This window comes from Rhodoferax ferrireducens T118, from assembly GCF_000013605.1.
GTDB classification, from domain to species: Bacteria; Pseudomonadota; Gammaproteobacteria; order Burkholderiales; family Burkholderiaceae_C; genus Rhodoferax; species Rhodoferax ferrireducens.
On record NC_007908.1, the window covers coordinates 686,639 to 712,469 of the forward strand.

A 25,831-nucleotide genomic window follows, 5' to 3' on the forward strand; every position below is an offset into this window, starting at 1 on the left:
CCATGTATGAAACATATTACGGGTTGAATAGCAAGCCTTTTCAGCTCAATCCTGACCCAAGCTTCTATTTTGGCAGCAAGCAGCACCGCCGAGCCAAGGCTTACCTTGAGTATGGTGTGCAACGAAACGAAGGTTTCATCGTGATCACGGGTGAAGTGGGGGCGGGCAAGACGACCATTGTGCGCGGCCTGCTCGCCAGTCTTGACCCCGACAAGGTCGTGGCTGCCAACCTTGTCACCACGCAGCTCGACGCGGAAGACACCTTGCGCCTGGTGGGCGCGGCGTTTGGGGTACGGGTCAAAGATGTTTCCAAGGCCGATGTGTTGATGGCGCTGGAGGCCTACCTGGTCAACCAGACCAGCCAGGGCAGACGCTGTCTGTTGATTGTTGATGAAGCGCAAAACCTCACAGCCAAGGCGGTAGAAGAATTGCGCATGCTGTCCAACTTCCAGTTCGGCCAACAAGCGTTGTTGCAGACATTTCTGGTGGGGCAGCCCGAGTTCCGCACGATTTTGCAGAGTCCGACCATGCAGCAACTCAGGCAACGCGTGACGGCTACTTGCCATATTGGGCCGATGGACAAGGACGAGACACGCGGCTATGTTGAGCATCGTTTGAAGTGTGCTGGCGCCAAGGGTCGGCCAAGCTTCGACGACTTTGCATTCGAGGCCATTTTCAAGGCCTCTGGGGGCATTCCCCGTCGCATCAACCTCACCTGTGACCGCTTGCTGCTGTTTGGCTTCCTGGGCAACAAAGACGCCTTTGGTGTGGAGGATGTCAACGAGGTGGTGAACGAAATTAACGATGAGTCGGCAGTCCCGGTCAAGCCGAGTGCGTCGGCTGGATCTACCCCTGACGACGCGCCCGTGCAAAGCCTGAGCGGCTTTGAAGCCGGCGATATCGATTCAACCAAATTGCAAGCGGGGTCGGCATTGGCCGGTGCCCTTTGCAGTCAAATCGATGGCTTGAGCGCCGAGCAATACGATGGCCGTTTGCGTCGTCTCGAACTAAGCATGCTTCGGATCGAGCGCATTAATCTCGAAGTTCTCGCCATGTTGCAAAAAATGGTGATGGCGGCGAGAAAACCGAGTCAGGAGAGTCACTCATGAATGATCAGTTGCTTGGGCGAGTAACGGATGCTGATCTTGGGCCTGTCATTTGCGTGGTGGGTGCGCGACCGAACTTCATGAAGATGGCACCTATTCTCAGGGCCATGGCGGCGCATGTGCCGGCGCTGCCGGTGCTACTGGTGCACACGGGCCAGCATTACGACAAAGACATGAGTGAGCGCTTGTTTGAAGATTTGCGCTTGCCAACCCCGGATGTCAATCTTGAAGTTGGTTCAGGCACGCACGCGGTGCAGACAGCGGAGGTCATGCGCCGGTTTGAGCCGGTTGTTGATACCTACCAGCCGTCCTGTGTGGCGGTCGTTGGAGACGTGAACTCAACGCTGGCCTGCGCATTGGTGGCGGTTAAAAAAAACGTGCCGGTGGTGCATATCGAGGCCGGACTGCGTAGCTATGACCGTGCCATGCCGGAAGAAATCAACCGCATACTGACAGACCAGATCGCCGACCGGCTCTACACCACGGAGCGCACGGCGCAAGACAATCTGGCGCGCGAGGGTATCGCGTCACACCAGGTGTGCTTTGCCGGTAATGTCATGATTGACTCGGTTGTTTTTGGTCGTGCGAACGCCCGCAGCGTGAGCCACACCTTGCAAGCCTGCCACGTCGATCCCGGCGTCATTCGTCACCCGCTTGGGATGGGCTTGGTGACCTTGCATCGCCCGTCCAACGTGGATCATCCCGACTCATTGCGCGCCTTGCTGGGTGTGTTGGGGGAGGTTGCGACCAGTTTGCCCTTGGTGTTTGTGCTGCATCCGCGAACCCGCGGCAACATTGAGCGCTTTGGTCTGATGGACTTGATTGACCCCGCGCGCATGGTGCTGTTGCCACCGCAGGGCTACCTAGAAATGCTGGGCCTGATGGCCGAAGCCACCTTGGTGCTGACTGACTCAGGCGGGCTACAGGAAGAAACCACGGCGTTGGGGGTGCCTTGCCTGACGCTGCGGGAAAACACAGAGCGCCCGATCACGGTGGAGCAGGGGACCAACACGCTGGTGGGGAGCAATCGGGAGGCCATTCTGGGGGCGGTCAAAGACATCCTGGCGGGCAAAGGAAAGCGTGGTCGTCTGCCCGAGCTTTGGGATGGCCATGCCGCGCAGCGGATCGCCGCCGACATGTACCCGTGGTTAAAGCAACGGCAAGCAGACATGGCGTCGAGGTTGAGAGTGTTATGAAAGACGCCCCGCCAGTCGAGCCCGTCACCAATGCGTTGACCATTGATGTGGAAGATTATTTCCAGGTCTCGGCATTTGCGCCGCATATTGCCCGCTCCGAGTGGAATCTGCGTGAGTGCCGAGTCGAACGCAATGTTGACTGCATCCTCGAAATGCTCGCTAACAGCGATACCAAGGCAACATTTTTTACGCTCGGCTGGATCGCAGAGCGATATCCTGAGCTGGTGCGACACATCGTGCGCGAAGGGCATGAGCTGGCCAGCCATGGCTACGGCCACGAGCGCGCCAGCGATCAAACCGAAGCGGCATTTTTTGCCGATATTCAGCTAGCCAAGATCGTCCTGGAAGATCTGTCGGGCAGTGAAGTGAATGGGTATCGCGCGCCGAGTTTTTCCATTGGTAGTGGCAATCTCTGGGCCTTTGACTGCCTGGCTCGGGCCGGCTACCGCTACAGCTCCAGCGTCTACCCGATCCGGCATGACCACTACGGCATGCCAGAGTCGCCGCGTTTTGCCTATGAAGTGCGTCCGGGGTTGATGGAAATCCCGATTACCACGTTGCGGGTATTCAACCGCAACTTGCCATCCAGTGGCGGAGGCTACTTCAGATTGCTGCCCTATGCCTGGTCACGCTGGATGCTCAGCCGGGTGAACGGCCATGAGCATGAGTCAGGTGTCTTCTATTTCCATCCCTGGGAGATCGACCCCGGACAGCCGCGCATTGATGGCATCAGCAGCAAGACGCGCTTTCGTCATTACTTCAATATCGACCGGATGGAAGGACGTTTGAATCAACTGCTGGGGGACTTCAAGTGGGGTCGCATGGATCAGATTTTTCTGGACCGATTCAGTCAACCTGTGAGCGTCGCTTGAGCAGCCCATGTTAAACATCAAGCGTCTCATGCCTGCGGACATTGCCACGACCAAGCGGTGGGACGCGTTTGTCATGGCGTGCCCGGAGGCGACTTTTTTTCATCGCGCCGGCTGGCAGAAAATTGTGCAAGATATTTTTCATCATGACACCTACTTTCTGTATGCCGAGTCCGATGAAGGCGTTCAGGGTGTACTGCCGCTGGGTCATGTCAACAGTTGGTTTTTTGGCAACTCGCTGGCAGGTTTGCCGTTTGCTGTGTATGGCGGCATCGCCGCTGCCAATGAGCAGGTGGCGCAAGCCCTGGAGCATGAAGCACAACAGATTGCCAGGCGACTGGGGGTGGCGCATCTTGAATGGCGCAACATCAATCCGCGCCATGCAGACTGGCCCAGGCAAGACCTGTATGTCACGTTTCGCAAGGAAATTCTGGCTGACGACGACGCCAATTTGTTGGCCATTCCGCGCAAGCAGCGGGCCATGGTACGCAAAGGTATCAAGAATAGACTGGTAAGCACGATTGACCCTGACGTGGAGCGCTTTTTTGCCCTTTATGCCGACAACGTTCGCCGTCATGGCACGCCCGCTTTGCCCAAGCGTTACTTTCAGGCCTTACAGGCCGAATTTGGTGCAGATTGCGAGGTGCTGACGGTTAGTGCCCCCGATGGCAGGGCATTGAGCAGTGTGTTGAGTTTTTACTTTCGGGGCGAGGTCTTGCCCTACTATGCGGGCGACTTTGAGCCCGCGCGCGACCTCGCTGCCAACGATTTCAAATACTGGGAGTTGATGCGCCGCGCCTGTGCGCGCGGACTCAAAGTGTTTGACTATGGACGCAGCAAGCTGGGGACCGGCTCCTACGCCTTCAAAAGAAACTGGGGTTTTGAGCCCACGCCGCTGCACTATGAATATTGTCTTTACAAGCGCGATGACGTGCCACAAAACAACCCGTCCAATGCCAGATACAAGCTGTTGATCGCCACGTGGCGGCGTTTGCCCCTGGCGGTTGCAAACTGGTTGGGCCCTTTCGTTGTGCGCAACCTGGGCTGAATTCATCATGGCCAACTTGCTTTACCTGGTACATCGGTTGAGGGTGCATGAAAGCTACAGCCGGACCGCGCATTTGGGTTGCATGGCCCTCCATCTCAATGCCCGTCAGCCAGCACGAGAGGCGCCATGAACGCCGTCGTTACTCCTTACGCTGCCGTGATCCGATCGGAGCTGAGTCAGCCCTGGCGGCAGGCGCTTGTCGCGCTGGTACTGCTTTTGCTCTGGACGTTTGTGCTCTACCGCGAAACTGGCGCCGCCATGGTGACTATCTGGGCCCGGTCCGATACGTTTGCCCATGCCTTCCTTGTTCCGCCGATCGCCCTATGGCTGGTTTGGCGGCAACGTCAGCTGATCGCAGTGCAGGTTCCCCGGTCAACGCCCGCGGTGCTTGTGTTGATCGCGGCCGCTTCACTGGTGTGGCTTCTGGGCGAGTTGGCGGCTGTTAATGCGGTGACCCAGTTGGCCTTTGTGGCGTTGCTGGTCTTGACGGTGCCGGCCGTGTTGGGTTGGTCGGTCGCACGTTTGATCATTTTCCCGCTGGGATTCCTTTTTTTTGCTGTGCCTGTTGGTGAATTTCTCTTGCCCCAGCTGATGGAGTGGACCGCAAATTTCACAGTGCTGGCCCTGCGCCTCAGCGGCGTTCCTGTCTATCGTGAGGGGCTTCAGTTTGTCATTCCCTCCGGCAATTGGTCGGTGGTGGAGGCGTGCAGTGGCGTGCGCTACCTGATCGCTTCGTTGACCGTCGGTACCCTCTTTGCCTACCTGAACTACCATTCGACCAAGCGTCGTGTCCTGTTCGTGATCGCCTCTCTGTTGGTTCCAGTTGTTGCCAACTGGGTGCGTGCCTACATGATTGTCATGCTGGGGCACCTGTCAGGCAACAAGCTTGCAGTCGGGGTCGATCATCTGATTTATGGTTGGCTCTTTTTTGGCGTCGTGATGATGCTGATGTTCATCATTGGCACCCGCTGGACGGAGTCCGGGCAAGCGGTGAGTGCGCACGGTTCAGTTCCTGCTGAGAGTGCGCCCGCAATGACTGCGTCAAGGCTGTGGACGGCGACGGCTGGTTTCGCGGCACTGCTGGCGGCGCCGCATCTCGCCCTGTGGGCGCTCGAGTCCGGCACCGTGGGTGATTCGGTGCAACTGACGGCCCCTGCGGCGCTGGCGTCGGACTGGCAAGTCAGGAGTCCGGATGTGGCGCATTTCAAACCTGCTTTTCAGAACCCGTCCGGTGAAATGGCGGCAAGCTATGCCAGTCAGGGTCGTGTGGTGGGCCTGTATCTGGCTTATTACCGTCATCAGAACTACAGTCAAAAATTGGTTAGCTCCAACAATGTGCTGGTGCGCAGCAACGACCCGCAATGGGCTCAGGTGGCAAGCGCGAGCCGCTCAGTCGAATTGGCGGGTAAGCAGATCTGTGTATTGCGTACCGCAGAGTTACGTAGCGCCTCCCTGGATCAATCAGGCTATCAGGGCCGACTGATGGTTTGGCACATTTACTGGGTCAATGGAATCTTGACCGCTAACGACTACTTGGCTAAAGCTTACAGCGTGTTCTATCGGCTAACCGGACGTGGTGATGACAGCGCTGTCATTGTTGTCTACACCCCAAAAGATCGAACCGGGGGTGCAGGTTCAGTGCTGGAATCCTTTTTGATGGACAACTACCCGAGCATCAATGCCTTGTTGCGCGCAGCGCAACAAAATAATTGACGGACAAAAAAATTTGGTTTTCTTTAATAAATGAATGTCATGGAGGTTTCAAAATGAGTGTGGTTGCTGTGATCGGTTTGGGTTATGTGGGTTTGCCTTTGGTGGTGGAGTTTGGCAAACACTTTCGCACGATCGGGTTTGACATTTCAATGTCCAAAGTTGAGTCCTGTCTCAAGGGAGTGGATCCCTCGCGAGAATTGTCGGATGAGGAAATGCGAGCGTCGCCACAGGCCGTGTACACCGCTGATCCCACCCTGCTGGCCGAGGCAGACATCATCGTCGTGGCCGTGCCAACACCCGTAGACAACGCGCACATACCAGATTTTCGCCCGCTCATCGGTGCCAGCGCCAGTGCCGGTCGCAACATGAAAAAAGGCGCTATCGTCGTTTACGAGTCAACGGTCTACCCAGGCGCCACTGAAGAAGTATGTATTCCCGTGCTGGAGCGCGAGTCTGGCTTGAAGTGGAAACAGGATTTTTTTGTGGGCTATTCTCCTGAGCGAATCAACCCCGGTGACAAAGAACACACCCTTACCAAAATCCTCAAAGTTGTCTCGGGCGACAGTCCCGACACGCTGGATCAGGTGGCCAGGCTGTATGAGACCATCATCCTGCCCGGCGTTCATCGCGCATCCAGTATCAAGGCCGCAGAAGCTGCCAAAGTGATCGAGAACACCCAGCGGGATCTGAATATCTCCCTGATGAACGAGCTGTCCATCATCTTCGACAAGCTCGGTATCGACACCACTGAGGTGCTCGCAGCCGCCGCTACCAAATGGAATTTTCTTAACTTCAAGCCGGGCCTGGTGGGTGGCCACTGCATTGGCGTGGATCCGTATTACCTGACCCACAAGGCCGAGATGTTGGGCTATACCCCACAAGTTATTTTGGCTGGCCGGCGTATCAATGACGGCATGGGCAAGTTCATTGCCGAACAGACCATCAAGCAAATGATTGCCGCCGGCAGTTACGTCAAGGGCGCCAAGGTCAACGTCCTCGGGCTTACCTTCAAGGAAAACTGCGGTGACCTGCGCAACTCCAAAGTGATCGACATCATCAATGAGCTCAAGTCATACGGCGTCGAGGTGTTTGTGACCGACCCACGGGCCAAGTCGGATGAAGCCATGCATGAATACGGTGTGTCGTTGCTACCTTGGGCCGACCTGCCCCGGGCCGACGCCATTGTCGCCGCTGTTGCGCACCGTGAATTTGCAGAGTTGACGGCGGAGGATTTCGGCAAAAAACTCATCCGGGGTGGCGCATTTATTGACGTCAAAGCCGCTTTCGACAGCGGCGCTATCGAAGGCGCAGGTTACAAACTCTGGCGCTTGTAAATGACAGACCGTCGCCCCCTCGTGCTGCATGTGATGCACCGCTTTGACACCGGCGGGCTGGAGAACGGTATTGTCAATCTCATTAACCACATGCCACCGTACGCCTACCGTCACGCTGTGCTGGCCCTGACCGAGGTAACGGAGTTCTGCCAGCGCATCCAGCGTGGCGACGTGGAGTTCATTTCACTGCACAAACCGCCAGGCCACGGTGTCTGGCAATTCCCTAAACTGTTCAAGTTGTTCCGTCAGCTGCGCCCCACGATTGTCCACAGCCGCAACCTCGCGGCGCTGGAGGCGCAGGCCCCAGCCTGGGCGGCCGGTGTGCCAGTTCGCATTCATGGTGAGCACGGCCGCGACGTGGGAGACCTGGATGGCAGCAACGTCACCTACCAGCGCGTGCGCCGTTTCTACAAGCCCTTCGTTCACCAGTACACGGCGCTGTCGCGTGATCTGGCTGACTATTTGGTAGACAAGGTGCACGTGTCACCGGACGCTATCACTCAGGCCTGCAACGGGGTCGATACCGAACGCTTCCACCCGTCTCCCGGTGGCGTGCAGCCCATCGCCGGTTGCCCTTTTGATCCGGCGCAGCACTGCCTGGTGGGTACCGTCGGCCGTATGCAGACCGTCAAGGACCAGCTCACGCTGGCGCATGCTTTCGTGCAAGCTCTGACCCTGGCTCCTGAACTCCGGCAACGCATGCGATTAATCATGGTGGGGGAGGGGCCGTTGCGCGCGCAGGTCCAGGATGTGCTGGACACAGCAGGCTTGGGAGCGCTGGCTTGGCTGCCCGGTGAGCGCAACGACGTGCCAGACATCATGCGTGGCCTTCATGTTTTTGCCTTGCCGTCACTGGCCGAGGGCATCTCGAACACGATACTGGAGGCCATGGCCAGTGGCTTGGTTGTCGTTGCGACGGCAGTGGGCGGCAATGCCGACCTGGTGCTGCAGGGACAGACCGGCTACCTTGTTGCTTCTTCTGATCCGCAGGCCATGGCCCTGCGCCTGGTGGCACTGGCCTTAAATCCGCAGCGGGTCCACAGCATGGGGCAGGCTGGTCGTCAACGGGCGCAGACCACCTTCAGCCTGCAGGCCATGGTCAGTACCTACCAGTCGGTGTACGACCAGCAGTTGCGCCGCCTGCGCCCTGTGCCGTTTGCCCAGCAGCAACACCCATAGACATCATGTGTGGCATTACCGGAATTTTTGACACCCGCGGCGGCAGTGCCATCAGCCAGGCCGTGCTTCAGCGTATGAACGACTCACAGTTGCACCGTGGCCCGGACGAGGGCAGCCTGCACATCGAGCCTGGTGTGGGCCTGGGCCATCGGCGCCTGTCCATCATCGACATTGCCACTGGCCAGCAGCCGCTGTTCAACGAAGATGGTTCGGTGGTGGTGGTTTTCAACGGAGAAATTTACAACTACCAGCAACTCATTCCTGAGCTGCAGGCGCTGGGCCATGTGTTTCACACCAAGAGTGACACTGAAGTCATCGTTCACGCGTGGGAGTCCTGGGGTGCCGACTGTGTCAAGCGCTTCCGCGGCATGTTTGCCTTTGCCCTGTGGGACCGCAATCAGCAAACTTTCTTCATGGCGCGTGACCGGCTGGGCGTCAAGCCCATGCACTACGCGTTGCTCGACGACGGCACACTGCTGTTTGGCTCTGAACTCAAGTCCATTTTGGCCCACGGTGGCCTGTGTCGCGACATGGATCCGCTGGCAGTGGAGGAATACTTCGCGCTGGGTTACGTGGCCGAGCCGCGCACCATTTTCAAGCAATCCAAAAAGCTGCCGCCCGGCCACACCCTGGCCATCAAGCGCGGCCAGCCGCTGGGCGAGCCAGTGGCCTACTGGGATGTCCAGTTCAGTCTGGACAACCCGATCTCCGAAGGCGATGCCCAGGCCGAGCTGGTGCAGCGCCTGCAAGAGTCCGTGCGCCTGCGCATGATTTCCGAAGTGCCACTCGGCGCGTTTCTGTCCGGTGGTGTAGACAGCAGTGCTGTCGTCGCCGTCATGGCTGGTTTGTCGCAAGAGCCCGTCAACACGTGCTCCATCGGATTTGACGATCCGGCTTTTAATGAGTCTGCCTTTGCGCAACAGGTGGCTGACCGCTATCACACCAACCACCGTCTTGAGGTCGTCAAGAGCGACGACTTTGACCTCATCGATACGCTGGCGCGCCTGTACGACGAGCCCTATGCCGACAGTTCCGCCATCCCCACCTACCGGGTTTGCCAGCTAGCGCGCAAGCATGTGACTGTTGCGTTGTCTGGCGATGGTGGCGATGAATCGTTTGGCGGCTACCGGCGCTATCGCCTGCACCTGATGGAAGAGCGCATGCGCGCCGCGTTGCCGCTGGGCGTGCGGCGCCCCCTGTTTGGTGCGCTAGGCAGGCTTTACCCCAAGGCTGACTGGGCGCCACGCATGTTTCGCGCCAAGACCACGTTCGAGGGACTGTCTCGCAGTTCGGTGGAAGCCTATTTCCACTCGGTCTCCATCCTGCGCGGCCCCATGCGTGAGGCACTGTTCAGTCAGAGTTTTAAAACCGAGCTGGCCGGTTACAACGCGCTTGAGGTCTTTCGCCGCCATGCGGCCCAGGCTGGCACCGACGATCCGCTGGCGCTCATCCAGTACCTGGACCTTAAGACCTATCTGGTCGGCGATATCAACACCAAGGTTGACCGCGCCAGCATGGCCCACTCGCTCGAAGTGCGTGAGCCTTTGATGGACCACGAACTGGTCGAGTGGCTGGCCACGCTGCCATCAAGCCAAAAAATCAGAGGCCAGGAAGGAAAGTACATTTTCAAAAAATCGATGGAGTCTTACCTGCCGCAAGATGTGTTGTACCGGCCAAAAATGGGGTTTGCTGTGCCGCTGGCGCGCTGGTTCCGTGGCCCCCTGAAGCAGCGTGTGCGCGATGCGGTGCTGGGCGACCGGCTGCTGGCGACCGGCTGGTTTAACCCGGTCTACCTGCAGCATTTGGTGGAAGCCCATCAGTCGGGTGCGCGCGACTACAGCGCACCGTTGTGGACGCTGCTGATGTTTGACGCCTTTTTGCGTCAGGTGGTTGATGGCCGCGTCACTGAACCGGCGGCGGTGGCTGTATGAGCCTGCGTATCCTGCACGTGCTCGATCACTCCATTCCGCTGCACAGTGGCTACACTTTTCGCACGCTCTCCATCCTGCGTGAGCAGCGCCAGCTGGGCTGGGACACTGTTCACCTGACAACGCCCAAACAAGGCTCCACTGGGTCCCTCCAGGAAACTGTTGATGGCTTGACTTTTTACCGTACGCCGAGTGTCAAGGGCGCGGGCTTGTTGGCTCAAATGCGACTCACCGCCCATCGGCTGGGTGAAGTCATCCGCACGACGAAACCGGATGTTATTCATGCCCATTCGCCGGTTCTCAATGCGCTGCCCAGTTTGTGGGTGGGGCGGCGTCAGCGCGTGCCGGTGGTCTATGAAGTTCGGGCATCCTGGGAAGACGCGGCCGTTGACCACGGCACCACCGTCGAAGGCAGTCTGCGTTATCGGCTGTCGCGCGCGCTGGAGACTTTTGCACTTCGCCAGGCGGACCAGATCACCACGATTTGTGAGGGGCTGCGTAGCGACATTGCCATGCGTGGCATTCCGGATGAGCGCATCACCGTCATTCCGAACGCGGTCGATGCCAGTGTGTTCCAGTTTGGCGTCGAGGCAGATCCGAACCTGCGTCGCTCGTTGGGGCTTGATGGCGCGACGGTGATCGGTTTTGCTGGCTCCTTCTACGCGTATGAGGGGCTTGATCTGCTAATTGAGGCTGCGCGCGCAATGCTGCCGCGACATCCTGATTTGCGTGTACTCCTGGTCGGGGGCGGGCCGCAAGAGAGCCGACTGAAGGCGCAAGCGGCTGCCGCCGGTCTGCAGGATCGCGTCATTTTTGCGGGTCGTGTGGCGCACGCCGAGGTACAGCGTTATTATGAATTGATCGATGTATTGGCCTACCCCCGATGGCCCATCCGGCTGACCGAGCTGGTCACACCACTGAAGCCGCTTGAGGCGATGGCGCAAGGGCGCATGTTGGTTGCCTCTGACGTGGGCGGGCATCGTGAGTTGGTGCGCCACGGGGAAACAGGTTTTCTGTTTCGGGCTGGCGATGCTGGCGCGCTTGAGATAGCGCTGGAAGACATGCTGGCGCAGCGCGAAATGTGGCCGCAGATTCGCCTGCAGGCGCGTCGCTTCGTGGAGTTGGAGCGGACCTGGAGTGGCAGCGTCGCACGTTACCGTGAGGTCTATCAACGAGCGTTGAGCCGTTACGACCGCACGCAACTCATTCGAGCCTGAGGTCTTATCGTGTGCGGCATCCACGGAATTTATCGTTTTGATGGGCACGGTGTGGCTCCTGAGCTGTTGTCGGCCATGGGCAACGTGACCCGACATCGGGGGCCTGACGACGAGGGTATGCACATCGACGGTCCCTGCGGCATTGCCATGCGCCGACTGTCAATCATTGATCTGGCGGGGGGGCATCAACCCCTGTCCAACGTTGACGAAACACTCTGGGTGGTCTGCAACGGCGAGATTTATAACTACCGGGAGTTGCGCTCTGAACTCCAGGCCAAAGGCTATCACTTCAAGACCGGGTCTGACAGTGAAGTGCTGTTGCACCTCTATGAGGCCGAAGGTGACGACTTTGTGCTGCGCCTCAATGGCATGTTCGATTTTGCGCTATGGGATGTTCGTCGTCATCGTCTGTTGATTGGCCGTGACCGGCTCGGGGTCAAGCCGCTTTATGTGATGCAGGACGGCCAGCGATTGGCGTTTGCGACCGAGGCCAAGGCGCTGCTCACATTGCCCGGCGTCAGCGCCGAGTTGAATCGCAGTGCTGTCGCCAGCTACTTGCACCTGGGCTATGTCGCTGCGCCCGACTGCATCTTCAAGGGTATTCGCAAATTGCCGCCCGCCACGCTTCTCGCCGTTGAAAACGGCCAAGTGCGCGAGTGGCGTTATTGGCGACTTTCCCCGCGCATGAATCAGGATCTGTCAGAGCGTGAGTGGATCGAGCGGGTTCGGGCGCAGCTAGACGCGTCAGTGCGCATGCAGATGGTGAGTGACGTGCCAATTGGTGCCTTCCTGTCCGGGGGGGTCGATTCCAGCGCCGTGGTCGGATTCATGGCGAAGCATTCCCAGCAGCCGATACGCACTTACGCCATTGGCTTTAGCGGCGGCGAAGCAGAGGCGCTCTATAACGAGTTACCTTATGCCCGTCGTGTGGCTGAGCTTTTTGGCACGCAGCATCGTGAGATTGTGGTTCGTCCCGACGTCGTTTCCCTGCTGCCCAAACTGCTGTGGCACATGGATGAGCCGTTGTCAGACACCGCATTCATCACCACTTTTCTGGTGTCCGAGTTCGCCCGGCAGGATGTCAAAGTGATTCTCTCAGGTGTCGGCGGGGATGAACTCTTTGGTGGCTATCGCCGTTATCTGGGCGACCACTATGCGCAGCAATACCGCCGACTGCCGGGCTGGTTGCGGCGCTCTGCTGCGTCTGTCGCCGGGTGCTTGCCGGTTGACCGTCACTCCGGCTTGCTTAATACCTTGCGCCTGGCCAAAGGATTTCTCTCTTCGGCAGAAATGGGTGCCGATGACCGCTATCGCAGCTACCTTCAGGTGCTGGATCGGGAAGCCGTCTCCGCGCTATTGATGCAACCCGATGCCGCTCAAACTGATCCGCTGGAGCTGGCCTTTGCCGGGGCGGGCCATGAAGATCCCCTCAATCGCATGTTTGCCGTGGATGCGCAAACACAGTTGCCCGATGACTTGCTGATGTTGACCGACAAAATGAGCATGGCCGTCTCTCTTGAATGCCGTGTGCCGCTGCTGGACCATCAACTGGTGGAACTGGCCGCCTCCATGCCTGCTGCGATCAAAGTGCGCGGTGGTCACCTCAAGTATGTCCTGAAGGAAGCCTTGAGTGACCTTCTCCCTGCGGACATTCTGGAGCGAAAAAAGCGCGGCTTCGGAACCCCCATGGGGGCATGGCTCAAGAACGAACTCGCTCCCTTGCTGGGGCGCCTGCTGGCGTCTGATGTGATCCAGCGGCGCGGACTCTTTCGCCAGCCCGTGATTGACCGGCTCGTCGCCGATCACCAGGCCAATCGCTTCGACGGCACCGATGTCTTGCTGGCCCTGCTCAATTTGGAAATCTGGAGCCGGATTTATCTGGATCATCGCGATCCGACTGACGTTGCGGCCGAACTCAAAGGCTACGCCTCATGAACATCCTGTATCTCTGCCACCGGTTTCCATTTCCACCCAAGCGCGGGGGCAAAATCCGACCGTTCAATATGATCCGCCACTTGTCGGCGATTGGCCATCAGGTGACTGTTGGCTCATTGGCCCGGTCGCCTGAAGAGGCTGAGGAGAGCAAGGGGATTGCGCCTTATTGCGACAGCTTCGAGATGGGGCACGTTACCGAGTGGGTTCAGGTGGCGCGCATGCTCGTGCGACTGCCGGTGGCGACGCCGTCGTCGATGGGGTTCTTCTATTCGCCCGAGTTGGCAAAACATGTGCGCGGCTTATTGAGCTCAAAGCCGTGGGACCTTATTTTTGTTCATTGCTCCTCGGTCGCGCAATACGTTGAGCATGTTCAAGATGTCCCCAAGATTCTGGACTTTGGCGACATGGATTCCCAAAAATGGTTTGAGTACGCCAACTACAAGCCGTTTCCCCTGTCGCTTGGGTACCGGTTTGAGGGCGCCAAGATGCGGGCTGCCGAAAAGCGTTTGGCCCGGCGCTTTGACCTGTGTACCGCCACCACCCGGGCTGAGTGGGAGACCCTCAATGCCTACGCCACTGGCGCAGATACCGACTGGTTTCCCAATGGTGTGGATGCAGATTTTTTCTGCCCTGCGGATGAGCCCTATGACGCTGACACCATCAGCTTTATTGGGCGCATGGACTACTACCCCAATCAGGAGTGTATGGCGCGCTTCTGTGAAGAGACCTGGCCCTTGCTCAAGAGCGCCCGTCCGGGCATGAAACTCTTGATTGTTGGGGCCGACCCGACGCCGGCGATGCGCAAACTGGGCGATTTGCCAGGGGTCACGGTGACCGGCTCAGTGCCGGATGTTCGCCCCTTTGTGCGCAAGTCAGCCTTGATGGTGGCACCGCTCAATATTGCGCGCGGTACGCAGAACAAGATTCTGGAGGCCATGGCGATGGGCGTGCCGGTGGTGACCAGCAGCATCGCCGCTGGCGGCGTCGATGCCGAGTCCGAGACGCATTTTCTTGTGGCTGACACGCCAGCGGCCTGCGCGCAGGCCATCATGAAGATTGTCGACAGTCCGGCCGAGCGCAATCGCCTAGCCGTGGCTGGTCGGCTGCGCATGCTCAGCCACCACGCCTGGCCCCGTTCAATGGCGCGCCTGGACGGCGTCATTGACCGCGCCATCAAGAATTTTTCAAACAGCAAGGGAGTAGTTGCATGAAGATCAGCATTTTTGGACTGGGCTATGTGGGGGCGGTGTCGCTGGCCTGTTTGTCACGCGACGGCCACGACGTGATTGGGGTTGACATCGACCGCACAAAACTTGACTTGATCATGGCGGGCAAGACACCGGTGGTGGAAGAGGGCATGGTCGATCTCATGGCGCGTGTGGCGGCCAGTGGCAAGGTCACAGTGACCACCGATGCGCAAGCCGCGGTGCTTGACAGCGAAATATCTCTGGTCTGCGTTGGCACGCCATCGGCGGCCAATGGCAGTCAGGATCAGGGCGCCATTCTTCGCCTGGCTGAAGAAATTGGCCGGGCCATTGCTGAAAAGCAGGAGCCGCATGTGGTCGTTTTTCGTTCAACACTGGTACCGGGTACGGTGGAGGATGTCTTGCGCCCGATCATTGAAGCGCAGTCCGGCAAGAAAGAGGGAGCAGATTTTTTTCTTTGTTTTCAGCCCGAATTCTTGCGGGAGGGCTCCTCCATTCGTGATTACGACAAGCCTCCGTTTACCGTCGTAGGCGCCAACCACGCCTATCCGGTCGAGCGTCTACGAGAGCTGTTTGGCCAGTTGCCGTGTAAATTTCTAGAAACCACGGTGCGCTCCGCCGAGATGATGAAGTACTGCTGCAACAACTTCCACGCCCTCAAGATCACCTTTGCCAACGAAACCGCCCGCCTTTGCGATGCCCTTGGTGTGGACGCGTTCGAGGTGATGGATCTGATGTGCCAGGACACCCATCTGAATATTTCGCGCGCTTACCTGAAACCTGGTTTTGCCTTCGGTGGTTCCTGCCTGCCCAAGGATTTGCGGGCCACCACCTATCTCGCCAAGATACATGACGTCGAGATTCCCATGCTGGCGGGCATCATGCCGTCTAACCGCGATCATCTTGACCTGGCACTGCAAAAACTGTTGGCCACTGGCAAGCGCAAGATCGGATTTGTCGGTCTTTCATTCAAGACCGGGACCGACGACCTGCGCGAGAGCCCGCTGGTCAGCCTGGCCGAACAATTGATTGGCAAGGGCATGCAGCTTTCCATTTATGACCCCGAGGTTCGTCTGGCCCAACTGCTGGGTGCCAATCGCAGTTTTATTGAGAAACATCTCCCCCATATTGGGCAGATGTTGCGCGGCGAAATAGAGGGCGTTATTGACGAGTCCGAGGTGTTGGTGGTTGGGCTCGCTGATCAGGCGGTTTTCGACACCCTGGCAAGTCGCTGTCGGCCCGACCAGGTCGTGCTTGACCTGGTTAACCTGCCCAACCGTGCAGTCATTCGGGCCAAGGTGGAAGGCCTATGCTGGTAGACGGGAACCAGTCGTCGGGACTTGCATTGCGGTGGCGCCGTGGCGCCTGGCTCAGCCTCGCGGTGCTTGTTCTTTGCGTGTTGTCGCTTGCGCCGTACCTGACCAGTTCGACCGAGCTTGTGCGTATGCGCAACGCGCTGGTTTTGATCGACGAAAGCAGCACCGGGTTCGATTGGACCCCTCTCAATGTACCACCCAGCTACGTGCAAGAGCGCGGGCCTGTTGACCCGTTTTTTGTTGACGTGGCGGCTCGCCTTGGGTTGGCTGCGCTGCCTGACGACTGGGCGCGCGCCTTGGCCATCAGTCGTCATCTGTTGGGCAGCAGTCCGGTGTTGCAGGGGGGTGCAATCAAGTTAGACCTGCGCGGCACTTACCGGCGCATTGTTAGAAGCGGGCAAGGCTATTGTGGCGATTTTGTGGATGTGTTCATGGCCATCGCCCTAGCCGCGGGCATGCCCGTGCGGTCCTGGGCATTCTCTTTTGACGGGTTTGGAGGTGATGGGCATATTTGGCCCGAAATATGGAATCGGCAACTGGGGCGATGGCAATTGGTCGGTATTTTCAATAATTACTACTTTTTCGAAACTCCCGGGGTGCCTCTGTCCGCTCTGGAATTCCGTCAGGCAATGCTTAGCGATTCACCGCGACTCAAGCTGGCGCCGCTTGATCCGGGTGCCAGGGTTGGCTGGTCTATTGAAGAAGAAGCTTGGCGCTATTACCGTCGCGGGTTACCCGAGTGGTACATGTGGTGGGGCAATAATGTGTTTACCTACGACCGGGCCTTGTTGGTTCGCACCTTCTCCGGCGTCTCGCGCTCACTCGAGCAGTTGGGGGGCATTGCGCAAGGGGTATTCCCGCCGGTGAAACTGATGGTCACCGAGGCCAACCGCCACCAGGCCAATGCGATGTGGCGTCTGCGCATGCATCTTTTCGTTGTTGTGTGGGTGGCATCTCTGGCGACGCTCGCAGCCTTATTTTGTTCGATTGCGGCGGTGCGAGTCCGGCGTCGCCAGCACTTTGTTTTGTCCAGGCCCAGCGCGGTACAAGATGGTCAATAGCGCAACATGCAAATTGGAAGCTTTTGCAGCGAACCGGTTGCCGCGTGTTGGCCTGGTCGGTCCTTTGCCGCCACCTTCGGGCGGCATGGCCAATCAATGCCAGCAACTTATCCTGTTGCTCCAGTCGGAAGGTGTGGACGTTGAATTCGTACGAACGAACAGTCCGTATCAACCGTATTGGGTGGGTCGCATTCCCATGGTGCGCGCTGTCTTTCGCCTGGTTCCGTATCTGGCGCATTTGTGGCGGACTGCCGGGCGGGTGAATGTGATGCACATCCTGGCCAACTCCGGGTGGGCCTGGCATCTCTTTGCGGCGCCGGCGATGATTGTTGCGCGCCTGCGGGCGACGCCGGTTATCGTCAATTACCGGGGTGGGAATGCGGATCCCTTTTTTGCAAAGGCCCCCAAGTATGTCCTGAGAATGCTTGCGAAGGCATCCATGCGCGTGACACCTTCGGTATTTCTGCAGAGAGTTTTTGCCAATCACCGCTTGAGTGCCGATGTCATCTCAAACATTATTGACCTGTCACGTTTTACGCCGACGCGGCCCAGAGCATTTGGCAATTCGCCGCATATTGTTGTCACCCGAAATCTGGAGCCCATCTACGACATCCCGACCGCAGTCCGTGCCTTTGCGGTCGTTAAAAAATCGTTCTCGGGGGCTACATTGACGATTGCTGGCAGTGGTCCCGAGCTTGCCAACCTGAAGGCGTTGGTGTTGAAACTTCAGCTGGCGGATGACGTGCAATTTTCAGGTCGCATTGACAACGCCTGCATTCCAGCCTTGTATGCGTCGGCTGACTGCATGATCAATTCAAGTACGGTCGACAACATGCCCATCTCGATCCTTGAAGCCTTCGCCAGTGGTGTGCCAGTGGTTAGTACCTGTGCCGGCGGCATTCCGGATCTGGTCGAGCACGGTGTCTCCGGCTTATTGGTGCCAATCGGCGACGATCAAGCCATGGCCCGGGAAGTGCTCCGTGTCTTTCTGAACCCCACTATGGCCGCGAGTCTGCGGCAGGCTGGTTTGGTCGAGGCAGAGAAGTATGCTTGGCCGCAGGTACGCGCCAAGTGGCTGGATGCCTATATCCGGTCTGCTACGCCAGGGAGGGCGCCATGAGTCTCTATACCGCACTGTGTTCGAACTTTTTTTTCCCGCTCCACGAACGCCTCAAAGGCCATGACTCCGTGGCACTGCGAAAACACCTGGAAGAAAGTCAGTGGTGGCCCGCTGAACAACTCGAGACTTACCGTGCCAAGAGATTGCAGCAGTTCCTGGTCGATATCGGACAGCGTGTGCCCTACTACCAACAGTTGTTCAAACAACTCAATTTCGTCCCGAACACGGTCCGCTCGACCGCCGCATTGCAACTGTTGCCATTGCTCGCCAAATCAGACATCCGGAAAAACGTCGACAAGCTGAAGGCCGAAGGCCATGGCCCATTGACACGTTACAACACCGGTGGCTCTTCCGGAGAACCCCTCATCTTTTACATGGGCAAGGGACGCAAAAGCCACGACGTTGCTGCCAAATGGCGCGCCACCCGCTGGTGGGGCGTTGATATTGGCGACCCTGAACTGGTCGTGTGGGGTAGCCCGATGGAGATTGGTGCACAAGACCGCGTCAGGCGCCTGCGTGATGCGCTGCTGCGAAGTCGCTTGTTGCCGGCTTTCGAAATGTCGCCTCAAAATTTGGACCGGTTTGTGGAGACGATCCGCGTTACTCGTCCTACTATGCTGTTTGGCTATCCATCGAGTCTTTCTCTCATTGCACAGCACGCGCGGCACAAAAGCGTTGCCATGAATAGTCTGGGGATCAAGGTTGCATTCGTCACCTCCGAGAAGCTCTATGAAGAGCAACGAGCCATCATCAGTGAGGTATTTGCTTGCCCGGTGGCTAACGGCTATGGCGCGCGCGACGCAGGGTTCATCGCACACCAGTGCCCTGAGGGTAGTTTGCATATCAGCGCCGAAGACATCATTGTGGAAACAGTGCGCCCAGACGGCTCTCCTGCGGCCGCAGGCGAGGCTGGCGAAATTGTCGTCACACACATGGCAACGGTGGACTTTCCTTTCGTGCGCTATCGCACCGGTGATATTGGGGTCTTGGACGATAAGCCATGCGCGTGTGGCCGTGGCTTGCCCGTGCTGAAAGAAGTGCAGGGGCGCACGACCGACTTCGTCGTCGCGCGAGACGGTACGATCATGCACGGTCTGGCATTGATCTACACAGTGCGGGATCTGCCGGGCGTTGAACGTTTCAAAATTGAGCAGTTGTCGCTGGATCAAACAATCGTCAAGGTCGTGGCTGGGCCAGCCTTTGGCGCAGCAGCAGAAGCGCGCATCATCCGCGACTTCAAAGCCCGGCTGGGTGAAGCCGTTGATATCCGCGTCGAAAGGGTGCGTGATATTGCCAATGAATCCTCAGGCAAGTTTCGCTATGTTGTGAGTCAGGTCAGGGTTTTTGGGAATGGCAAGGAGGTCAAAAGTGCGTGATTTACTGATGCTCGGTATCGTTCTTGGTGCTTTGCCATTTGCGCTGCGGCACACCTGGATCGGCATTTTGTTGTGGACCTGGATCAGCATCATGAATCCCCACAAGCTGACGTGGGGACTTGCCTACGACGCGCCTTGGGCGGCGATTGCGGCTGGTGTCACGATTCTTTCGTTGCTCATCACACGCGACAAACTGAGTATGCCTTGGGAGCCGCCAGTTAAGGTCTTGTTTGCGTTTGTCATCTGGATGTGCGTGACAACAGCATTCGCCTTCTACCCCTTGATCTCATGGGAGCAGCTCAACAAGGTCTTGAAGATACAGTTGATGACGGCCATTGCATTTGCGGCTTTGCGCGAGCGAAAGCACATCGAACTTTTTCTTTGGGTGAACGTTCTTTCAATTGGTTTCTATGGTCTCAAAGGTGGTCTTTTCACCCTCAGGGGTGGTGGCGTGGAACGGGTATGGGGGCCGCCGGGTGGTTTTATTGAAGGGAACAACGAACTCGCCGTGGCGCTTGTGATGGCGATCCCACTGATGAATTATTTGAGGATAGTTGCAACGCGTCCATGGATTCGCCACGGGTTGCTGACGCTGATGCTCCTGTCCGCCGTTTCGGTCTTGGGATCACAGTCAAGGGGCGCGCTGCTGGCTGTTTCCGCGATGGGCCTGGTTTTATGGGTGCGATCCGAACGAAAGGTGGTGACTGGCTTCTGGTTTGGCGTCATTGCTCTGGGCTTGCTTGCCTTGATGCCCGGCTCGTGGGAACAACGCATGAACACGATTGGAAGCTATGAGCAGGACCACTCCGCGATGGGGCGAATTGAGGCCTGGAAGATGACAATCAACTTGGCCAATCGTCATGTTTTCGGTGGAGGTTTCGAAATTTACAGGCCTGACATCTACGCCATATTCGCGCCCGATTCTCAGCAGCAGCAAGGGGCCCACAGTATTTACTTTTCGGTGCTTGGCGAGCATGGCTATGTTGGCTTGCTTCTGTTTTTCGTGATATGGGTGCTGGCATTTCGAACGGCCTGGAAAATCAGGCAGGACGCGAAACAGCGGGCAGAGACACTATGGCTGCATCACCTGGCCGGTATGTGCCAAGTGTCACTCGTTGGCTATTTGGTTGGGGGCGCATTTTTGGCGCTGGCCTACTTTGACCTTCCCTACAACATTCTCGTCGTGCTGGTAGTTTCTTTGCGCTGGCTACAGGAAAAAAGATGGGAGAGCGAACCACAAGGTGCTTTTGGTGCCGCAACGACGTCGAGTCCCATTCCGATGATCATCCCGAAAAGGGCATGACAATGGCTTTGAAAGGTGCGTTTGGCATGTTATCTCCCGGCGGACCGCGAGGCCGCCTGTCCATTTTTATTTTTCATCGGGTGCTGTCGCAAAAAGACCCGCTGTTTCCCGATGAGCCTGATGCCCGTCGCTTCGACGAAATTCTGGGTTGGCTGAGCAAATGGTTCCAAGTCCTTCCGCTTGACAAGGCGGTCATGCAGCTTCGCGCCGGTACGCTGCCCGCGCGTTCTGCCGCCATCACCTTTGATGATGGTTATGCAGATAACGCCACCAACGCAATGCCGATACTGAAGCGACATGGTCTGTCGGCCACCTTCTTTGTGGCCACCTCCTTCATGGATGGCGGACGGATGTGGAATGACACGCTCATAGAGGCGATACGAAAATGTCAAAACGACTCGCTTGATTTGAGCGACGCCGGCTTCGGGCACTTCAAGCTGACGTCTGTCGCAGACAGACGCCTTGCCATTGAGTCCTTGCTGGGGCGCATCAAGTACCTCGCGCACGACCAGCGCAGTCAGGCGGTAGCGCAGGTGCAGCGAGCCGTGCCGATTGCTTTGCCTGACGACTTGATGATGACATCCGGACAAGTCATTCAGTTGCGCGACGCAGGTATGCAAGTGGGTGCGCACACTTGCTCCCATCCCATTCTGGCGAACTTGACAGACAGTGAGGCCATGGCAGAGATAACGGACAGCAAGATGGCGCTTGAATCATTGTTAAATGAGCCGGTTTCCTTGTTCGCTTACCCCAACGGCAAACCGGGCACGGACTACTGTGGAAAACACGCTGCAATGGTTCGCCAAGCCGGGTTTGCCGCAGCGGTATCGACTGCGTCGGGCGTGTCATCAGCGGTGACTGATCCCTTTCAGTTGCCACGCTTCACGCCGTGGGACCGTACGCAGCTGCGGTATGGCATCCGGTTGATGCTCAACCTGCGTGCAGCCGCGCCGCAGGTGGCGTAGCCGATCGGCCAACTTTACTGGCGCAGACAATGGTTCATAGTGCAAAGGAGGAATCCAAAGTGTTGAATAAACCAGGTTACGCGCTGGTCTTGGCCGGCTGTCTTGCGTGTGCTTCAGTGGTTGTCGCGATGCCCGACTCGTTTCTTCTCGGTGACGGAGCGGCCGGGCCGACCTGTGCGAACTACGTGACCATGGGAGGTATGGCATGGAGTCGTGCTGGCGGTGACTGGGTTGATGCAGCGGGGACTTTGTACGGCGACCAAGCTTTTTCCACTCACTCGGTGCCGCTGGGCAAAGGGCGGCAGATCGAAGACTGGGATGTGACCGAACTGGTACGGGCTTGGCTTGACGGGCGCTATCCCAACGCCGGTATGTTGTTGCGGGTCAAGCCGGGAGTCAAGAACGGCGTGGTGGATTTCCACAGCCGAGAGTCGCCAGATGCAAGCGCTCGTCCCGTTCTCAAGCTGCAATGGTCGGACGGCTCGCAGACCAGACTGTCACCGGCTGCAGATACCTATCTTGACTGCACCTCGCTGTCCAGTTTGGGTGAAAAGCCCAGTATAAAAATCAGTGGCTTGCAAAGTGCGCTGTTGCGATTTGACCTGAAGAAAACAAATGCACGCTTGCAGCAGGCTGTTCTCACCCTTGTCTCTGACATGCAGTACGCGAGTGGCACCGACATTGGGGTCTACCGCGCAGCCCCGCCCTATACGCGGATGCCAGCCAATACTTTGACGGGCCTGGCGAAGGACTACGCTCGAGATATGGGCATTGAAAAGAACCCTGATGTCGTGTTTGCAACCGGCTTCGAAAGCCCGGTCTGGCTCACCGAGTGGGGTTATTTCGGTCCGCGAAGTACAGCCGAGGCGATTGCCGAAGACGCTGCCAGACGATTCGAGCCGTTTTCTGGGCGGGCATTGCGCGTTCGACTGGTTAAAGGTCAGAACCTCGGCCTCGATTTGCGCTACCTGTTTGCCAAAGGAGGCAAGCCTGAACCAGAGGAAATCTATTTCCGCTACTACCTGCGGTTCGCCGATGACTGGAACCCGTACGCTGACGGTGGCAAGATGCCTGGCATTGCCGGAACCTATGACCGCGCCGGCTGGGGCATGCGCAAGTCGGACGGTTACAACGGTTGGTCGGTTCGTGGCGGTTTTGCGCCCCGACCACCTGTGGACAAGTCTGTAGCTCGCCTGACTGCCATGGGTTCGTACTCGTATCACGCCGATACGGGTGAGTCCGGAGACTACTGGGGCTGGAATGAAGGTCCGTCAGGCCTGCTGGAAAACAATCGCTGGTATTCCGTGGAGCAGTACGTCAAGCTCAATACGCCCGGCGTGCGCGACGGTGTATTTCGGGCCTGGATTGACGGTCGGCAGGTGCTGGAAAAAACAACAATTCTGTTTCGCCATACGCGCGACTTGAAGATTGAGAATGTCTGGATGAATATCTACCATGGAGGTACGACGCCCGCGCCACAGGATATGACGCTGTACATTGACAACGTGGTGATTGCCCGACGCTACATTGGCCCGGTCAAATGATGGGCGGTACGTCCGTAAGAGATCGTTTGCGTGGAAATTATTCATAGCCCGCGCAAGGCGCCCGACGTTACAGCAGTCCTTATGCGCGACAGAATTCTCTATTACTGCTGGAGATTGGCACTCCCCTTCGCTGTCGTTGCTGCCGTGTGGATACCTCATTTCTCGCACTATCGGATTGATCGCAGTCCAGTTTCTTGGGAGGCGGCACAAGCCTCCGCACAAGCACCAACTCCAGCTGTTTTGGACGAGATATCCGGCCAGGCACTGGGTGCGCGGTTCGGCATACCAGACGAAAAAATCCTCGGGATCGCCGAGCAGATATTGGTGGGCACCCTCGCCGTACCCAGCTTCCTGGAAGCGCCCATGGCCCTGCAAGGGTATCCAATAGACTATCAACGTGGGTCATCATCCCTCCAACTTGTCATGGCCAGCCTGGAGGTTGAACGCGTCTTGCTCAGCGCCTTCGAGCAAACGCATGACCGGCGCTTTCTGGATTTGGCAACCCGTCGCGTCCTTGATTTCGCAGCGCATGAAGCAGGGCAAAGACAGGGGGATGGGTTTCTGTGGAACGATCATGCGGTGGCCGGCAGAATCTCCGTTTTGGCGAAGCTGTGGCGCCTCGTGCGCGAGAGTCCTGAGCTCCCCATTGCGTCGTCCCGTCAGATTCTTTCACTGGTTGAACGCAGCGGTCGTCTGCTGGCAAAGCCAACCCAATTCACCGTCAGAACCAATCATGGCGTGGCCCAAAATCTTGCACTTTTGCAGATTGCTGCTGCCTTCCCGGCACTGCCCGAATCCGGCGCGTGGCGCAGGCTCGCGGTACAAAGGCTGAATGTTCAACTGCCCTTTTATGTCTCGCGGGAAGGTGTCATTCTGGAACATTCCGCCAACTATCATTTGTTTGGAACTGAATTGCTGACCATGGCGGTCCGACTCAGTGTTCTCAACGGCCTGAAGCCCGAGCCAGCGCTTGTTGATGCGGCCCGTACTTCGCGTCAGGTGCTTGCCCGCCTGATGCGACCGGATGGAACCTTGCCAGTTCTCGGCAATACCGTTGCCGGAGGTGGTAGCGCAATTCCGATAGCCGACAGCGGCGGAACCGGTCCCATTCAACATCAGTGGCCACCGCATCCCAACCCCGTGACTGGAAGCAACTTGTTTCCGGTGGCAGGTTATGCGATCTGGTGGCAAGCCAATGAATCGAAGCAGCTTTCCCAGACCCTCATTGCCTGGGCCAAACACGATGGGCACGGTCACAAGCACGCCGATGAAGGATCGGTGCTTTTCTGGTCTGGCGGTGTCGACTGGCTCACCAATACGGGCTACTGGCCCTATGGTGCGCGCAATGAGGAAGCGGCCTACTCCTGGACCGGCTCCAATGCGCCCCATCAGCCAGGTGAAGAATTTCTTGTTCCTCGTTCTGTTCAACTCCTGAAAACCGGCGAGGCGTCCGGCGTTAGCTTCATTGAAGTTGAGCGGCGCAATACGGATGGTGCGCAGTTTCGACGTCAGGTTTTACAAATTGATGCGCAGACCTTGTTGGTGCTGGATTTCGCCCAGGGGGTTCCAAAGGGCATTGAAACAATCTGGACAGTTGACCCCACACTTCGCTTGTCACCTGGTGCAACAGCCAGCAATTTCATCAGTACCCCCGTGCCTGATGGTCGGCATCTGATGATCAGCTACACCAACCACACCGCGGTCAGGGTTCAAATTCGTCGTGGTTCTGAGCGTCCATTTGCGGGCTGGGTGGTTGTTGATGGCAGGCCAACGCAGGCCGATGCTCTGCAAATTGTTGACCCCGCAAGCAATTCGGCGAGTGCCATTCTGTTTCGGGTTGCGTCAGGCTCAATGGACGCCGCACAAAAAATCTCGATTGAAACGGGGGCGACGGCAGATCACTGGGCCGTCTTGGTGGAGGGTGCTGGGGAACTCAAACGTGTAAGCCGACAAGACACGACTATCACGATGGGTCATGTGGCAAATTCAACGAATCCGGCCGATTCACTGCTTGTGCCTTTGCGGCCTGCGCCAGACGTTGCTGTCGAGCGTGCAGCGCTGACGCGCGCCTATGCGAACGCCGTCAAAACCTATCCCCCTTGGCGGGAGCTGACGCGCTACAGGTTGCGCTTGTCTTATGCGCTGGCTATCCTTGCCCTTCTTGTGGAGTTGGGGTGTTTTGCCATTTCAAAACTGGCAGGCGTCGTAACCAGGCGGCAATTTTTCTACGCCCACCTGGGTATGACCTTGTGCTGGGCGGCTATTGCGGTGTGGATAGTCCAGTTCTATTTGCGGTGACAGTTGTCTTCGGTTTGTCGCCTGCGTTGGCCCTAAATGCTACTAACCAGGAACTCTAAAATGCGCGAAGTCACAGAGTGTTGCCACCAACCTGAACCGTCAACCACGAACCGGACAT

At 57.8% G+C, this 25,831-nt stretch carries 19 protein-coding genes; all 19 read left to right on the plus strand.

All coding sequences use genetic code 11. The features are described 5' to 3' along the window. Positions 1 to 2: 2 nt before the first annotated feature. Positions 3 to 1,109, plus strand: coding sequence for an XrtA/PEP-CTERM system-associated ATPase (locus RFER_RS03300; RefSeq protein WP_011462986.1), 1,107 nt, complete (start codon positions 3 to 5; stop codon positions 1,107 to 1,109). Next, positions 1,106 to 2,302: a non-hydrolyzing UDP-N-acetylglucosamine 2-epimerase gene (gene wecB, locus RFER_RS03305; protein WP_011462987.1), complete on the plus strand. Its 1,197-nt coding sequence runs from the start codon at positions 1,106 to 1,108 to the stop codon at positions 2,300 to 2,302. Before RFER_RS03300 ends, wecB begins: the two co-directional genes overlap by 4 nt. Continuing rightward, positions 2,299 to 3,174: an XrtA system polysaccharide deacetylase gene (locus RFER_RS03310; protein ID WP_011462988.1), complete on the plus strand. Its 876-nt coding sequence runs from the start codon at positions 2,299 to 2,301 to the stop codon at positions 3,172 to 3,174. The genes wecB and RFER_RS03310 overlap by 4 nt, the downstream gene beginning before the upstream one ends. A 7-nt stretch (positions 3,175 to 3,181) precedes the next feature. Next, a complete protein-coding gene (locus RFER_RS03315) occupies positions 3,182 to 4,219 on the plus strand; it encodes a FemAB family XrtA/PEP-CTERM system-associated protein (RefSeq protein WP_011462989.1) in 1,038 nt (345 codons plus the stop codon). 258 nt (positions 4,220 to 4,477) lie between these two features. Further along, a complete protein-coding gene (gene xrtA / locus RFER_RS03320) occupies positions 4,478 to 5,932 on the plus strand; it encodes an exosortase A (protein WP_341799119.1) in 1,455 nt (484 codons plus the stop codon). 53 nt (positions 5,933 to 5,985) lie between these two features. Beyond that, positions 5,986 to 7,266, plus strand: coding sequence for a nucleotide sugar dehydrogenase (locus RFER_RS03325; protein ID WP_011462991.1), 1,281 nt, complete (start codon positions 5,986 to 5,988; stop codon positions 7,264 to 7,266). Then, entirely contained in the window at positions 7,267 to 8,445 is a 1,179-nt protein-coding gene (locus RFER_RS03330; RefSeq protein ID WP_011462992.1) for a TIGR03088 family PEP-CTERM/XrtA system glycosyltransferase, read from the plus strand. Positions 8,446 to 8,450: 5 nt separating this feature from the next. After that, entirely contained in the window at positions 8,451 to 10,376 is a 1,926-nt protein-coding gene (locus tag RFER_RS03335; RefSeq protein WP_011462993.1) for an XrtA/PEP-CTERM system amidotransferase, read from the plus strand. Next, positions 10,373 to 11,590: a TIGR04063 family PEP-CTERM/XrtA system glycosyltransferase gene (locus RFER_RS03340; RefSeq protein WP_011462994.1), complete on the plus strand. Its 1,218-nt coding sequence runs from the start codon at positions 10,373 to 10,375 to the stop codon at positions 11,588 to 11,590. Before RFER_RS03335 ends, RFER_RS03340 begins: the two co-directional genes overlap by 4 nt. A 9-nt stretch (positions 11,591 to 11,599) precedes the next feature. Next, positions 11,600 to 13,525, plus strand: coding sequence for an asparagine synthase (glutamine-hydrolyzing) (asnB, locus tag RFER_RS03345; RefSeq protein WP_041790096.1), 1,926 nt, complete (start codon positions 11,600 to 11,602; stop codon positions 13,523 to 13,525). After that, positions 13,522 to 14,736: a TIGR03087 family PEP-CTERM/XrtA system glycosyltransferase gene (locus RFER_RS03350; RefSeq protein WP_011462996.1), complete on the plus strand. Its 1,215-nt coding sequence runs from the start codon at positions 13,522 to 13,524 to the stop codon at positions 14,734 to 14,736. Before asnB ends, RFER_RS03350 begins: the two co-directional genes overlap by 4 nt. Next, positions 14,733 to 16,049, plus strand: a complete 1,317-nt coding sequence (locus RFER_RS03355) for a nucleotide sugar dehydrogenase (protein ID WP_011462997.1) — start codon at positions 14,733 to 14,735, stop codon at positions 16,047 to 16,049. The genes RFER_RS03350 and RFER_RS03355 overlap by 4 nt, the downstream gene beginning before the upstream one ends. After that, positions 16,040 to 17,107 (plus strand): transglutaminase domain-containing protein, encoded by a 1,068-nt coding sequence (locus RFER_RS03360; RefSeq protein WP_011462998.1) that lies wholly within the window; start codon positions 16,040 to 16,042, stop codon positions 17,105 to 17,107. The genes RFER_RS03355 and RFER_RS03360 overlap by 10 nt, the downstream gene beginning before the upstream one ends. Before the next feature lie 196 nt (positions 17,108 to 17,303). After that, positions 17,304 to 18,227, plus strand: a complete 924-nt coding sequence (locus RFER_RS03365; RefSeq protein WP_244095790.1) for a glycosyltransferase family 4 protein — start codon at positions 17,304 to 17,306, stop codon at positions 18,225 to 18,227. 143 nt (positions 18,228 to 18,370) lie between these two features. Then, entirely contained in the window at positions 18,371 to 19,603 is a 1,233-nt protein-coding gene (locus RFER_RS03370; protein WP_244095791.1) for a phenylacetate--CoA ligase family protein, read from the plus strand. Beyond that, positions 19,596 to 20,906: a putative O-glycosylation ligase, exosortase A system-associated gene (locus RFER_RS03375; RefSeq protein ID WP_011463001.1), complete on the plus strand. Its 1,311-nt coding sequence runs from the start codon at positions 19,596 to 19,598 to the stop codon at positions 20,904 to 20,906. The genes RFER_RS03370 and RFER_RS03375 overlap by 8 nt, the downstream gene beginning before the upstream one ends. After that, complete coding sequence (locus tag RFER_RS03380; protein WP_011463002.1) at positions 20,903 to 21,871, plus strand: polysaccharide deacetylase family protein; 969 nt, start codon at positions 20,903 to 20,905, stop codon at positions 21,869 to 21,871. Before RFER_RS03375 ends, RFER_RS03380 begins: the two co-directional genes overlap by 4 nt. Positions 21,872 to 21,930: 59 nt before the next feature. Next, positions 21,931 to 23,415: a DNRLRE domain-containing protein gene (locus RFER_RS03385; protein WP_166485645.1), complete on the plus strand. Its 1,485-nt coding sequence runs from the start codon at positions 21,931 to 21,933 to the stop codon at positions 23,413 to 23,415. Between the two features lie 81 nt (positions 23,416 to 23,496). Further along, positions 23,497 to 25,713 (plus strand): alginate lyase family protein, encoded by a 2,217-nt coding sequence (locus RFER_RS03390; protein ID WP_011463004.1) that lies wholly within the window; start codon positions 23,497 to 23,499, stop codon positions 25,711 to 25,713. The last annotated feature ends 118 nt before the right edge of the window (positions 25,714 to 25,831 follow it).

Coding starts and splice junctions, on each gene's coding strand:
- RFER_RS03300 (WP_011462986.1), top strand. CDS start 3: ATGTATGAAACATATTACGGGTTGAATAGCAAGCCTTTTCAGCTCAAT.
- wecB (WP_011462987.1), top strand. CDS start 1,106: ATGAATGATCAGTTGCTTGGGCGAGTAACGGATGCTGATCTTGGGCCT.
- RFER_RS03310 (WP_011462988.1), top strand. CDS start 2,299: ATGAAAGACGCCCCGCCAGTCGAGCCCGTCACCAATGCGTTGACCATT.
- RFER_RS03315 (WP_011462989.1), top strand. CDS start 3,182: ATGTTAAACATCAAGCGTCTCATGCCTGCGGACATTGCCACGACCAAG.
- xrtA (WP_341799119.1), top strand. CDS start 4,478: ATGGTGACTATCTGGGCCCGGTCCGATACGTTTGCCCATGCCTTCCTT.
- RFER_RS03325 (WP_011462991.1), top strand. CDS start 5,986: ATGAGTGTGGTTGCTGTGATCGGTTTGGGTTATGTGGGTTTGCCTTTG.
- RFER_RS03330 (WP_011462992.1), top strand. CDS start 7,267: ATGACAGACCGTCGCCCCCTCGTGCTGCATGTGATGCACCGCTTTGAC.
- RFER_RS03335 (WP_011462993.1), top strand. CDS start 8,451: ATGTGTGGCATTACCGGAATTTTTGACACCCGCGGCGGCAGTGCCATC.
- RFER_RS03340 (WP_011462994.1), top strand. CDS start 10,373: ATGAGCCTGCGTATCCTGCACGTGCTCGATCACTCCATTCCGCTGCAC.
- RFER_RS03350 (WP_011462996.1), top strand. CDS start 13,522: ATGAACATCCTGTATCTCTGCCACCGGTTTCCATTTCCACCCAAGCGC.
- RFER_RS03355 (WP_011462997.1), top strand. CDS start 14,733: ATGAAGATCAGCATTTTTGGACTGGGCTATGTGGGGGCGGTGTCGCTG.
- RFER_RS03360 (WP_011462998.1), top strand. CDS start 16,040: ATGCTGGTAGACGGGAACCAGTCGTCGGGACTTGCATTGCGGTGGCGC.
- RFER_RS03365 (WP_244095790.1), top strand. CDS start 17,304: ATGGTGCGCGCTGTCTTTCGCCTGGTTCCGTATCTGGCGCATTTGTGG.
- RFER_RS03380 (WP_011463002.1), top strand. CDS start 20,903: ATGACAATGGCTTTGAAAGGTGCGTTTGGCATGTTATCTCCCGGCGGA.
- RFER_RS03390 (WP_011463004.1), top strand. CDS start 23,497: ATGCGCGACAGAATTCTCTATTACTGCTGGAGATTGGCACTCCCCTTC.